Annotated in this window: 13 protein-coding genes; 5 read left to right on the forward strand and 8 right to left on the reverse strand. The window is 68.6% G+C overall.

Going from position 1 to position 11,952, the window contains the following annotated elements:
• From ABEU20_RS23425 to rimP, 4 genes are all read right to left on the reverse strand, one after another.
• Positions 1–297 (reverse strand): translation initiation factor IF-2 N-terminal domain-containing protein (locus ABEU20_RS23425; RefSeq protein WP_420166784.1); only part of this gene is annotated, 297 nt, incomplete at its 3' end.
• 226 nt (positions 298–523) lie between these two features.
• Positions 524–838, reverse strand: a complete 315-nt coding sequence (locus tag ABEU20_RS23430; protein ID WP_420166785.1) for a YlxR family protein — start codon at positions 836–838, stop codon at positions 524–526.
• A gap of 44 nt (positions 839–882) precedes the next feature.
• The gene (gene nusA, locus ABEU20_RS23435; RefSeq protein WP_420166786.1) at positions 883–1,914 is read right to left on the reverse strand and encodes a transcription termination factor NusA; all 1,032 of its coding nucleotides are present in this window, start codon (positions 1,912–1,914) and stop codon (positions 883–885) included.
• Positions 1,911–2,480: a ribosome maturation factor RimP gene (rimP, locus tag ABEU20_RS23440; RefSeq protein WP_420166787.1), complete on the reverse strand. Its 570-nt coding sequence runs from the start codon at positions 2,478–2,480 to the stop codon at positions 1,911–1,913. The genes nusA and rimP overlap by 4 nt, the downstream gene beginning before the upstream one ends.
• Before the next feature lie 138 nt (positions 2,481–2,618).
• Here rimP and ABEU20_RS23445 point away from each other — a divergent pair, with 138 nt between their 5' ends.
• The 3 genes from ABEU20_RS23445 to ABEU20_RS23455 all read left to right on the forward strand — a co-directional run bounded on the left by ABEU20_RS23445 (position 2,619) and on the right by ABEU20_RS23455 (position 4,218).
• Positions 2,619–3,200, forward strand: coding sequence for a hypothetical protein (locus ABEU20_RS23445; RefSeq protein WP_420166788.1), 582 nt, complete (start codon positions 2,619–2,621; stop codon positions 3,198–3,200).
• On the forward strand, positions 3,197–3,643 hold the full coding sequence (locus tag ABEU20_RS23450; RefSeq protein WP_420166789.1) for a ferritin-like domain-containing protein: 447 nt from the start codon (positions 3,197–3,199) through the stop codon (positions 3,641–3,643). The genes ABEU20_RS23445 and ABEU20_RS23450 overlap by 4 nt, the downstream gene beginning before the upstream one ends.
• Positions 3,644–3,729: 86 nt before the next feature.
• Positions 3,730–4,218 carry a nuclear transport factor 2 family protein gene (locus ABEU20_RS23455; protein ID WP_420166790.1) on the forward strand — a complete coding sequence of 163 codons (489 nt, stop codon included), beginning with the start codon at positions 3,730–3,732 and terminating at the stop codon, positions 4,216–4,218.
• Here the strand turns inward: ABEU20_RS23455 and ABEU20_RS23460 are convergent.
• Complete coding sequence (locus ABEU20_RS23460; protein ID WP_420166791.1) at positions 4,152–5,711, reverse strand: MFS transporter; 1,560 nt, start codon at positions 5,709–5,711, stop codon at positions 4,152–4,154. The two genes, ABEU20_RS23455 and ABEU20_RS23460, sit on opposite strands and share 67 nt — an antisense overlap.
• Before the next feature lie 119 nt (positions 5,712–5,830).
• Between ABEU20_RS23460 and ABEU20_RS23465 the strand changes: the two genes are divergently transcribed.
• Together ABEU20_RS23465 and ABEU20_RS23470 are read left to right on the forward strand one after the other, a co-directional pair.
• On the forward strand, positions 5,831–6,442 hold the full coding sequence (locus tag ABEU20_RS23465; protein ID WP_420166792.1) for a TetR/AcrR family transcriptional regulator: 612 nt from the start codon (positions 5,831–5,833) through the stop codon (positions 6,440–6,442).
• A gap of 203 nt (positions 6,443–6,645) precedes the next feature.
• Complete coding sequence (locus ABEU20_RS23470; RefSeq protein WP_005513803.1) at positions 6,646–6,801, forward strand: hypothetical protein; 156 nt, start codon at positions 6,646–6,648, stop codon at positions 6,799–6,801.
• A 71-nt stretch (positions 6,802–6,872) separates the two neighbouring features.
• On the opposite strand, the gene nuoN is transcribed toward ABEU20_RS23470, so the two are convergent.
• Genes nuoN through nuoL form a run of 3 tightly spaced genes read right to left on the reverse strand, consistent with a single transcriptional unit; the run spans position 6,873 to position 11,952 of the window.
• Positions 6,873–8,459, reverse strand: coding sequence for an NADH-quinone oxidoreductase subunit NuoN (nuoN, locus tag ABEU20_RS23475; protein ID WP_420166793.1), 1,587 nt, complete (start codon positions 8,457–8,459; stop codon positions 6,873–6,875).
• On the reverse strand, positions 8,456–10,036 hold the full coding sequence (locus tag ABEU20_RS23480) for an NADH-quinone oxidoreductase subunit M (RefSeq protein ID WP_420166794.1): 1,581 nt from the start codon (positions 10,034–10,036) through the stop codon (positions 8,456–8,458). Before ABEU20_RS23480 ends, nuoN begins: the two co-directional genes overlap by 4 nt.
• Positions 10,036–11,952, reverse strand: coding sequence for an NADH-quinone oxidoreductase subunit L (gene nuoL, locus ABEU20_RS23485; protein WP_420166795.1), 1,917 nt, complete (start codon positions 11,950–11,952; stop codon positions 10,036–10,038). The genes ABEU20_RS23480 and nuoL overlap by 1 nt, the downstream gene beginning before the upstream one ends.

Consider the following 11,952-nt stretch of genomic DNA (forward strand, 5'->3'; position numbering starts at 1 on the left):
AGGAGCGGGCGCCGCGGGGGCGGCCGGTGCCGGCTTGGGGCCGGGGCGCGGGGCACCCGGCTTGGGGGCGGAAGCTCCGGGGGCACCGGGCTTCGCCGACGGACGCGGCGACTCGCCGCCCTCCGGCTTCGCATTCGCCGACGGGAAGGACTCCCGAAGACGACGCGCAACCGGGGCCTCGACGGTCGAGGACGCCGACTTCACGAACTCGCCCTGCTCCTTGAGCCGTGCGAGTAGTTCCTTGCTTGTGACACCGAGTTCTTTCGCCAACTCGTGCACGCGGGCCTTGCCTGCCACTGCTCTCCTCTACTGAGAGGTCGAGCGAGCGACTGGTGCCCGCACGACCTCGGTTATCTCCGATGGACGTTCATCGCTGGTGCTTCACGGTGTGCTCATGAGTGCTTGTGCCTGTTCTCTGAGGTACTGCTCGACATTCTCGAGTGTTGTTGCAGCTCGAGAGGTCTCGAGTGGTACTGCGTCCCGCGTTGTCCCTGCCCGGGTCGGACAGGTTCGAGTGAGTCGCCTACGACAACTCGGTGGCCTCGACCAACCGGTCGAGTTCCGAGGAGTCCAGACTTCCGGACACCCGCAGTGCTCTGCCGAATGCTCGGCGCCGCCCCGCTTCGCTCAGGCATTTCGGATCGCGATGCAGCCATGCACCGCGTCCCGGAAGCCGTCGCCTCGGATCGGACGTGAGAACGAATCCACCGGATTCGGCCTCACGTGCCACGACCCTGAGCAGGTCGGTGGCCAGCCCTTTCTGCCTACAACCGACACACGTGCGCTCCGGAATCTCACCCCGGACACGCGTCGACACAGACAGTTCACGCTGAACCATCGACCACTCTACCGCTGTATTGCCGTGAATTGCGCATCCCGTTTCTAAGCACCTGTCGTTTCGCGACCGACCTGTGACTCGGGACCGGGCGCGGCATCGCTGCGGATATCGATCCGCCAGCCGGTCAACCGCGCAGCCAGACGTGCGTTTTGCCCTTCCTTGCCGATGGCCAGCGACAGCTGGAAATCGGGGACGACGACGCGCGCCGCGCGTGCCTCGGGGTCGACGACAGTGACGGACACCACTTTCGACGGCGACAGTGCGTTGCCCACGAACTTCGCGGGGTCCTCGTCGTAGTCGATGATGTCGATCTTCTCGCCGGCGAGCTCGCTCATCACGTTCCGGACGCGCTGCCCCATCGGTCCGATGCAGGCACCCTTGGCGTTCAGGCCCGGCACGCGCGAATGGACCGCGATCTTCGACCGGTGGCCCGACTCGCGGGCGACCGCGACGATCTCGACGGAGCCGTCGGCGATCTCGGGCACCTCGAGCGCGAACAGCTTCCGCACCAGGTTCGGGTGCGTGCGCGACAACGTGATCTGCGGACCCCGCTGCCCGCGCGAGACGCCCACGACGTAGCACTTGATCCGGTCGCCGTGCTCGTAGGTCTCCCCCGGCACCTGCTCGGCCGGCGGAATGAGCCCCTCGGCGCCGTTGGCCTCGCTACCGATCCGGACCACGACCATGCCGCGAGCATTGGCCCGGGTGTCGCGCTGGATCACGCCGCCGACGATCTCACCCTCGTGCGTGGCGAATTCGCCGAAGCTGCGCTCGTGCTCCGCATCGCGCAGCCGCTGCAGGATCACCTGACGAGCGGTGGTCGCCGCGATCCGCCCGAACCCCTCCGGGGTGTCGTCCCACTCCTCGCCCACCTGGTTACCGTCGGCATCGACGTCACGGGCCATGACCCGGACGACACCGGACTTGGTGTCCACGTCGATGCGGGCGTGCGGCTGATGCCCCTCGGTGTGGCGGTACGCCGTCAGCAGGGCCGTCTCGATCGCCGCGATGATGGTGCCCGCGGAGATTCCCTTGTCGGCCTCGATTGCGCGCAGCGCTGCGATGTCGATATTCACTTGTCCGACCCTTCTTCGTTCTCTTCGTTCGACGCTTGCGCGTCAGCAGGCGCGACCCGACCCTCGGGAATCCCTCCCGCGAGCTCGAGCTCCTTCGCGTCCGGGCGCGAGAACTCCACCTGCACAACAGCTTTCCGGACATCTCCAAGTTCCACTCGACGCACGACCGGACCACCCTTGGCCTTGACGACGAGATCGACACCGCCGTCGGCGAGCCGCCCGATCCGGCCGGTCACCGACTCCTCCGCGAGTTCGACGAGCGCCTTGCGCCCCTGCGCGCGTCGCCAGTGCCGCTCCTCGGTGAGCGGCCGATCGATCCCGGGCGAGGTCACCTCGAGCGTGTACGGCGACTCACCGAAATCGGAGGTGGCATCGAACACGTCGGAGACGACGTGGCTCAGGCGGGCGACCTCGTCGAGCTCGAGTCCCGCATCACTGTCGACCATGATGCGCACGGAACTGTGCCGACCTGCGAGCGTGATGGTGACATCCTCGAGGTCGTAGCCCTCACGCCCGATGGGATCGGCGAGAAGCTCGATCACTCTCTCCCTCGACGGCACCGGCATCTGGGACGCTCCTCGCTTCAGTTGTAGTCATCGCTGACGTGCGGCGATCGCGTCGCACCTCGCCCTCGGCGAAGCACGACAAGACACACCACGGTGTGGACTGTGGAGTCCCAAGGGTATCGCGCCGCGGGAGTGATCGTGACCGCCCCGCGCGCCCGGGCCGCGTTTGCACGTCGCGACCTGCTCGGTGCCGCCGATCGCGTGACGGGCTGGCACCATGGTCACGTGCGAACGACCTTCCTCACCACCCCGGTATCGCGACGCGCCGCGCTGCGCGCCGCAGGCGGCGCCGTGCTGGGAGCGACCGCGCTCCCCCTCGTCGCCGGCTGTTCGTCCTCCGGTGACGCCGACACCCCGGCGGAGGTGGACGCGCTCACGGAACAGGCGCGTGCCGCTCGCCGCGACGCCGCGAACGCGACGGCCACCATCGCCGGCCGGCCCGACCTCGCGGCCGCCCTCGGCGTCATCGCGGCGGAGCGGACAGCCCACGCCGACGCCCTGGACGAGGAGATCGCGCGGGCCGCGAGCACACCGACGTCGTCGACCACCGCCACGACACCGGCCGCCGCACCGGTCCCCATCGACCAGTTGCGCGCCGATCTCGCGGGCTCGCAGCGTGACGCCGGCAAGCTCGCCCGGACACAGTCGGGGTACCGCGCAGGTCTCCTCGGTTCGATCAGCGCGTCGTGCGCCGCACAGCAGGTGGTGTTGCTGCCATGAGTTCCCAGAGCCCCGGTCCCGAACAGCAGGCGCTGATCGATGCGCTCCAGGCCGAGTACGCGGCAGTGTTCGCGTACGGCATCGTCGCCGCCTTCTCCAACAGCACCCGCTCCGACCTCGTCGCATCCGACACCGCGGCGCACCGTGCCCGCCGCGACGCGACACTCGACGCCCTCGCCGCCGCCGACATCGATGCGCCGGAACCCGAAGCCGGCTACACGATCCCGTTCGCGGTCACCGATCCGATCTCCGCCGCCCAACTGGCCGCGCAGGTCGAAGCGGACACCGCGGCCGCCTGGCTGTCGGTGATCGAACGCAGCCAGTCCGAGCACACCCGGGAAGTGGGTGTCACGGCCCTCACCGAAGCGGCCGTGCGCGGGGCGAACTGGCAGGCCATCCTCGGGGTGGCACCCGCGACGACAGCGTTTCCGGGCCGGCCCTGAGTTCTCCACTGAGCGGGAAAGCCTCTCGCGAATCGCCTTGCAGGACCTAGGTTCTGTGACACAGATCGCAACCGAGAGGATTTCCCGTGACGGAACGCACCATCGAACAGCGCCTCGACGACCTCGAGCGAATCGAGGCCATCAAGGCACTCAAGCACCGCTACCTGCGAGCGTGCGATGCCAAGGACGCCGATACCTTCCGCGCCTGCTTCATCGACCGCGGCGCGCAGATCGACTACGGCCCGCTCGGCAAGTTCGACGACGCCGACCCCATCGCCGAGGTGTTCCGCACCATCGCACTGCAGAAGGTCGACGGCAAGAACGTCATCCTCGACATGCATCACGCCTTCCACCCCGACATCACCCTGCGCGGCAACGAACTGGCGGAAGGCAAGTGGACGCTCGCCTTCCGCCAGGTCAACCTCATCGACGACACCGAGACCGTTCGATCCATCGAATACGTCGACGAATACGTGGTCGAGAACGGTGAATGGAAGATGTCGAAGTGTCAGTCGATCACGCTGTGGTCGATGACCCGACCGCTCGCCGAGGGCACCGTCGTCACCGAAGGCTGATCGGCGTCTCCCCACTCCCCGGCCCCCTGCGGTTCACCCTGCGCGGCTCGCCGCGGTTCACCCTGCGCGGCTCGCCGCGGTGGCATCAGTGCTGCCGCGGCGACCGCCACCGCCACGAACCCCGCCCCCACGTACAGCGCCGGCGCCAGCGCGTCCGTGTACCCGGTCGGCGTGAGACCACCACCCGCACCGAGGAACACCGCCGTCAGAATCGCGATGCCGAGCGCGACACCGATCTCGCGCAACGTCGAATTGATCGAACTGGCCGTCGCGTGATCGGCCTCCTTCATGTCGGCGAGCACCGCCGTCGCATTGGGCGCGAACGTCAATCCCATTCCGACACCGGCCATGACGAACGCGGGAACGAGACTCGAGTACTGCACCCCGGGCTCGATCAGACCCGCCATCCACACCAGCGACAGCCCCTGCAGGACCAGCCCGCTCACCAGCAGAGCCCGCAACCCGACGCGCGGCGCCAGCAGACCCGCGATCGGCGCGACGACCATCGGTGCTGCGGTCCACGGCAGCGTCCGCAGGCCCGCCGCGAACGGGCTGTACCCGGACACGATCTGCAGGTACTGCGACAGCAGGAACACCGCGCCCATCATGCCGAGGGTGAACGTCAGCGCGATGACGTTCGCGAGCGAGAACTGCCGGGACCGGAACAGCCGCAGCGGCATCACCGGGAACTCGGCCCGCGATTCCCGCACGAGGAACGCCGCGAGCAGCACGGCCGCGGCCACCAGTGAGCCGAGAACCGACATGCTGGTCCAGCCGTCGTCGTTGCCGTGCACGATGCCCCACACGCCGAGGAACACGGCGCCGCCCGCAAAGAGCACTCCCATCGGGTCGAGCGGTTGCCGCCGGCCCGTCGATTCCCGCAGCGCGTAGAGCACCAACGGGACTGCGAGCGCAGCGACCGGAACATTGAGCCAGAAGACGGCCTGCCACGACACCCCGTCGACCACCGCGCCACCGACGACCGGGCCGAGTGCGACACCGAGCCCGGACACACCGCCCCACACACCGATGGCGAGTGCACGCTTCGCGACTGGCACGGCACCCGCGAGCAGGGTCAACGACAGCGGCATGATCGCGGCGGCGCCGATGCCCTGGATCGCGCGGGACGCGATGAGCATCTCCGGGGTGGTCGACAACGCGGAGGCGATCGAAGCGGCCGTGAATACAGCTATGCCCCAAAGGAATATGCGGCGGCGGCCGAGCCGGTCACCGAGCGTGGACAGCGACAGCATCAGCGTCGCGAAGGCCAGGGTGTACGCGTTCATGAACCACTGCAGCTGGCCCACCGTCGCGTCGAGGTCCGCGCGGATGACCGGCAGCGCGCTCGTCATCACGAGGTTGTCGAGCGTCGCCATGAACATCGGGACGGAGGCGGCCACGATGGCCAACCACACGGGAACAGACCGCCCTGGCGGCGGCGCGGCGGCCGGCTCGGAAGGCCGCGGATCGAGTTGATCGGAAAGTGTCGTCATGTCGGCTCCTGAGGCCTGCGGACGGGAAAGACCGGGATCTGTCGGGAAGTACCCACTTGTAAGCATCGAATGATTACTTAACTCGACCGACGCTAGTTATCGAGTGATAACCTGTCAACATGTCGACGGCAGAAAAATCGGAGAAGCCCACGCGGATGAGCGCCGAGGCCCGGCGCGAGCTGGTGCTCTCGGCCGCAACCCGTGCCTTCGCTCGCGGCGGTTTCCACGGCACCAGCACCGACGCCGTCGCGAAGGAAGCCGGGGTGTCGCAGCCGTACGTGGTCCGCATGTTCGGCACCAAGGCCAACCTGTTCCGCGAGGTATTCGCGCACGCCATCGGCCGGATCATGGATGCGTTCGAGCCCGCCCTCGACCGCGTCGCCGAGGACCCGGAGAACGAGGAACTCTGGGCCCGGATGGGCGCGACCTACACCGAACTACTGGCCGACCGGGACCTGCTGCTCGTGATGATGCACGGCTTCGCGGCCGGATCGACACCCGAGATCGGCGCACAGGCCCGGGACTGGATGTCCAAGATCTACACGCAGATCCGCTCCCGCACCGGGTGCACCCCTGAGCACGCGCGCACGTTCATCGCGAACGGCATGCTGCTCAACACCCTCGTCGCGATGGAGGCGCCGCAGCACGCCGACCGTGATCCGGCGCTCGCCGAACTCTCCGTGTGCGCGTTCGGAAACAGCCTCGCCGCCGCGGTCGGCGACAGCGACTGACGTCGCATCCGGATTGCCCGGATCAGGGGTTGCAGATAGGGGATTCGTCGCGAATGCGGGCACCCCGGGTCGATCCCCTACCGATCCCCCCAATTGCCCCCTAACCCACCACTGATCGCTCCCACGGACGGCGCGCACGGGATGCAATGGCAATCGACACCGTCCGGTGTCGACCTTGGATCGAGCGACACATAGGAGCCACGATGTCCATCTCCGCGATCTTCAACGCCCTGCTCTCCGCGATGTTCGGCGCCAACTTCGGATTCGGCTCGGAAGGCGGCGACGGCAGTGCCGCCGGTTCCACGGGTGGCGCGAACGGCGGCGGCCAGGGCGGCGGCGGGTTCAACTTCGGATCCTGATACCGCACCGACCGGCGCCGGTGGACATCGATACGGTGTCCGCCGGCGCTCTTCGTTCTTCGTGGCTCACCTCAGACCAGGAAATGCGCTGCCTGTTCGGCGAGGTCGAGGACGGGTTGGGGCGCGATCCCGAGCACCAGCGTGACCACCGCCGCGACAGCAACCGCGGCCACCGTCGGCGCACTCGGCACCACCACGACCGGTGACGCGTCCTCGGAGGGATCCGCGAAGAACATCAGCACGACGACGCGGACGTAGAACACCGCGGCGATGGCGCTGCTGATCACGCCGACGATCACCAGCGGCACCGCTCCCCCGGACGCGGCCGCCTGGAACACCGCGAACTTGCTGACGAATCCGCTGGCGAGGGGAATGCCGGCGAACGACAACAGCAGCAGCGCGAAGGTCGCCGCCAGGAGCGGCGAGGTGCGGCCCAGGCCCGCCCACCGCCCCAGGTCGGTCACCTCGGCCCCCGAGGGGTCCCGCACCAGCGTCACGACCGCGAACGCGCCGAGAGTGCTGAAGCCGTACGCGAGCAGGTAGAACAGCGTCGCGGATACGCCCGCGTCGTTTCCCGCGATCACACCGGTGAGGATGAATCCGGCGTGCGCCACCGACGAGTAGGCCAGCATCCGTTTGATGTCGGACTGCGTGATCGCGAGGAGGGCGCCGAGCACCATCGTGAGGATCGCGACCGCCCACAGCACGGGACGCCAGTCCACGCTCAGTCCAGGTACCGCGACGTAGAAGACGCGTAGCGTCGCACCGAACGCAGCGATCTTGGTGGCCGACGCCATGAACGCGGTGATCGGCGTCGGCGCGCCCTGGTAGACGTCCGGGATCCACGAATGGAACGGCACCGCACCGACTTTGAACAGCAGCCCCACCGAGAGCATCGCCAGGCCCATCTGCGCGAGAATCGGGTCGCCGGCCTGCGCGTCGATGGCTCGGCCGATTCCGGGCAGGTCCACGGTGCCCGCGTAGCCGTACAGCAACGCCGTGCCGAACACGAAGAAGGCCGACGAGAACGCGCCGAGCAGGAAGTACTTGAGCGCGGCCTCCTGCGAGAGCAGTCGCCGGCGCCGGGCCAGCCCGCACAGCAGATACAGCGGCAGCGACAGCACCTCGAGCGCGACGAACATCGTCAGCAGGTCGTCGGCTGCGGGGAACAGCAGCATGCCGCCGATCGCGAACAGCGCCAACGGGAAGACCTCGGTCTGCGTCACGCCGGCCCGGGCGGCCTCCCGCTCGGCGTCACTGCCCGGCACCGCCGAGGCGCGCGGGGTGAACGCGTCCACGCCCCGCGCCGCCGCCGCGACGGACTCCGCCGAGGCCGCGGCGCGGTCGAGTCCGCGATCGGCGATGAGCAGCACCGACAGGAGCGAGACGCACAGGATGGTGCCCTGCAGGAACAGCGTGGGTCCGTCGATCGCGACCGATCCGACCGCCGCCGATTGCCTCGTGCCCGCGAGCGCGATCACCGCGACGCCTGCCGCGGCCAGCGCGCCGAACGTGAGCACGAGGTGGGCCGCGTAGCGCGTTCGCCGCGGCCAGAACGCCTCGACCAGCACGCCCACGACCGCCGCACCGAAGACGATGAGCATCGGCGACAGCAGGCTGTACTCGATGCTGGGAGCGGGCAAAACCGCGGGATTCATCGGGGTTCACCTCCGTCGTGCTCAGCGACGACGGGCGCCGGGTCCTGGCGGTCGATCGTGGTCAGCGTGCTGGTGACCGCCGGGGTGACGACGTCGAGGATCGGTTTCGGGTAGACCCCGAGGACCAGCAGCAACGCGATCAGCGGCGCCACCACCGCGAGTTCGCGGCGACGAAGGTCCCGGATCCGATCGATGCCGGAGGTGACGGGTCCCGTCATCATCCGCTGGTAGAGCCACAGGATGTACAGCGCCGCCAGCACGAGTGCGATCGTCGCGACGACCGCGGCCGCCGGGTAGCGCGTGTAGGTGCCGATCAGGACGAGGAACTCACTGACGAACGGTGCGAGTCCCGGCAGCGACAGCGTCGCCAGCCCGGCGATCAGGAACATGCCGGCCAGTACCGGCGCGGCCTTCTGCACGCCGCCGTAATCGGCGATCGCTCTCGTGCCGCGACGCGAGACGAGGAAGCCGGCCACCAGCATCAGTGCGGCGGTGGAGAAGCCGTGGTTGACCATGTAGAGCGTCGAGCCGCTCTGGCCCTGGCTGGTCATCGCGAACACCCCGAGCACGATGAACCCGAAGTGCGAGATGGAGGTGTACGCGATCAGCCGCATCACGTCGGTTTGCCCGATCGCGAGCAACGCCCCGTACACGATGCTGATCACCGCGAGCGTCACGACCAGCGGTGCGAAGTACTGTGCGGCGTCGGGGAACAACTGCAGGCAGTACCGCAGCATCGCGAACGTGCCGACCTTGTCGACGACGGCCATCATCAGCACGGCCGTCGCCGGTGTCGACTGCACCGCGGCGTCGGGCAACCAGCTGTGCAGCGGCCACAGCGGCGCCTTGACGGCGAACGCGAACATGAATCCGAGGAACAGCGCGTTCGCCACGGGGGCGCTCATCGCCAGTTCACCGGACGACACCGCGGCGACGATCGCCCGGAAGTCGAAGGTGCCCGATGCGAACGGGCTGTCCGCGCCGGCCGTGACGACGTACAGGCCGATGACCGCGGCGAGCATGACCAGTCCACCGAGGAGGTTGTACAGGAGGAACTTCACCGCCGCCCGCGAACGGCCCGGCCCCGGTTGCCCGAACCCGCCGATGAGGAAGTACATCGGAATCAGCATCGCCTCGAACAGCACGTAGAACAGCAGGATGTCGAGCGCCAGGAACGACATCAGGACCATCGACTCGACCACGAGGATCAGGGCGACGTACGCGTGCGCGGCACGAGGCCTGGTGTCGTCGGCGGAGACGTCCCGCCAGCCGGCGAGGAGCAGCAGCGGTACCAGCACCGCGGTGAGCAGCACCAGCGCCAGCGCGATACCGTCCAGGCCCAGCTCGTACCGGGTTCCGAACGCCGGTATCCACGAATGGGATTCGACGAACTGGTACTGCTCGCCCGCCGGTTCGAACCGCACCGCGAGTACGACGGCGATCGCGAGCGTCGCCAAGCCCACCACGAGCGCGAGCCACCGGGCCGCCGTCCCCCGCCGCGCCGGTAGCGCCGCGGCGGCCACCGCGCCCACCAACGGCAGCAGCCACAGCGTCGTCAGCCAGGGAAAGCTGTCCATCACACCCTCCCCACCAGTGCTGCCGCGACGACGAAGGCCGCGCCGACGAACATGTACAGGGCGTACGAGCGGACGAACCCGGTCTGCAAGCGTCGCAACGCCACCGACGCCCGTCCGAGCAGCGCGCCGACGCCACGGGTGGCGCCGTCGATCCCCTCGTCCTCCACCACCGTCAGCGCGCGCACCAGGCGCTGTCCGGGACGCATGAACACGGCCTCGTCGACGTCGTCGCCGTACAGGTCACGGCGGGCGGCCGTCGTCAGAGCGGATACGTCGGCGGGCGCCACCACGGGCACCGGCCGGGTTCCGAACTGCCGGTATGCGATTGCGGCGCCGACCAGCACCACCGCCAGCGTGACGGCGGTGATCACCCACACCGGGACGGCGAGTTCCCCGTGCTCGGCGGCCGCCCCGAACTCCGTCCACACCGGCTCGAGCCAGTGCTCGAGCGTGCCGCCGACCGCCAACAGGCCACCGGCGGCGACGGATCCGACGGCCAGCACGATCATCGGCGCCGTCATGACACCCGGCGCCTCGTGCGGGTGGACGTCTGGGGTGGCCCACCGGCGTTCGCCGAAGAACGTCATCAGCATCACGCGCGTCATGTAGAACGCGGTCAGCCCTGCACCCGACAGCGCGACGGCGCCGAGCGCCGCCCCACCGAGGCCGCCCGACCCGAACGCGGCCTCGATGATCTTGTCCTTCGAGAAGAACCCCGAGAAGGGCGGGATCCCGATGATCGCGAGGTAGCCCAGGCCGAAGGTCGCGAACGTGATCGGCATGACTGTCCGGAGGCCGCCGTAGCGCCGCATGTCCGTCTCGTCGCCCATGCCGTGCATCACCGATCCGGCGCCGAGGAACAAACCGGCCTTGAAGAAACCGTGCGCGAGCAGCAGCATGATCGCGAACGCGTAACCGGCGGGGCCGAGTCCGGCGGCCATCACCATGTACCCGATCTGGCTCATCGTCGACGCGGCGAGCGCCTTCTTGATGTCGTCCTTCGCGCATCCGATGATCGCGCCGAAGAGCAGGGTCACCGCGCCGACCAGGACGACGGCGACCTGGGCCCCCGGCGAGGCCTCGTAGATCGGCCCGGACCGCACGATCAGGTAGACGCCGGCCGTGACCATGGTGGCGGCGTGGATGAACGCCGACACCGGTGTGGGGCCCTCCATCGCGTCGCCCAACCACGACTGCAGCGGTACCTGCGCCGACTTGCCGCACGCGGCGAGCAGCAGAACCAGGCCGAGGGCGGCACTCACTCCCCCGCTCGTGTCGTCGACGCCACCGAGAACGTCGGCGAACGACACCGAGCCGAAGGTCGCGAACATGATCATGAGCCCGACCATCAGGCCCATGTCGCCGACCCGGTTGACCACGAATGCCTTCTTCGCGGCGGTGGCCGCGGTCGGCTTGTACTGCCAGAACCCGATCAGCAGATACGACGCGAGGCCCACGCCCTCCCAGCCGACGTAGAGGCCCAGGTAGTTGTCGGCGAGTACGAGCAGCAGCATCGCGGCGAGGAACAGATTGAGGTACGCGAAGAACCGTCGTCGACCGGGGTCCGTCTTCATGTAGCCGACGGAGTAGATGTGAATGAGCGATCCGACACCGGTGATGAGCAGTGCGAAGCACATCGACAGTTGGTCCAGGCGCAGCCCGAAGTCCACCTGCAGTCCTGCCACCGGGAGCCACGAGAACAGGTGCTGCTCCATCACCCGGTCGGAGCCGTCCCGGCCGACCATGTCGACGAACAGCGCGGCCGCGACCACGAACGACGCGAGCGCGGTGACGCACCCGAGCAGGTGTCCCCAGCGATCGCTGCGGTGGCCGGCGAGTAGCAGGACGGCGGCGCCGAACAGCGGCAGCGCCGGCAGGAGCCAGATGAGCGACTGAATGCCCGTCCCCCCGTTCAT

Origin of the sequence: Rhodococcus parequi (genome assembly GCF_046042785.1) — a bacterium.
Classification (GTDB): domain Bacteria; phylum Actinomycetota; class Actinomycetes; order Mycobacteriales; family Mycobacteriaceae; genus Prescottella; species Prescottella parequi.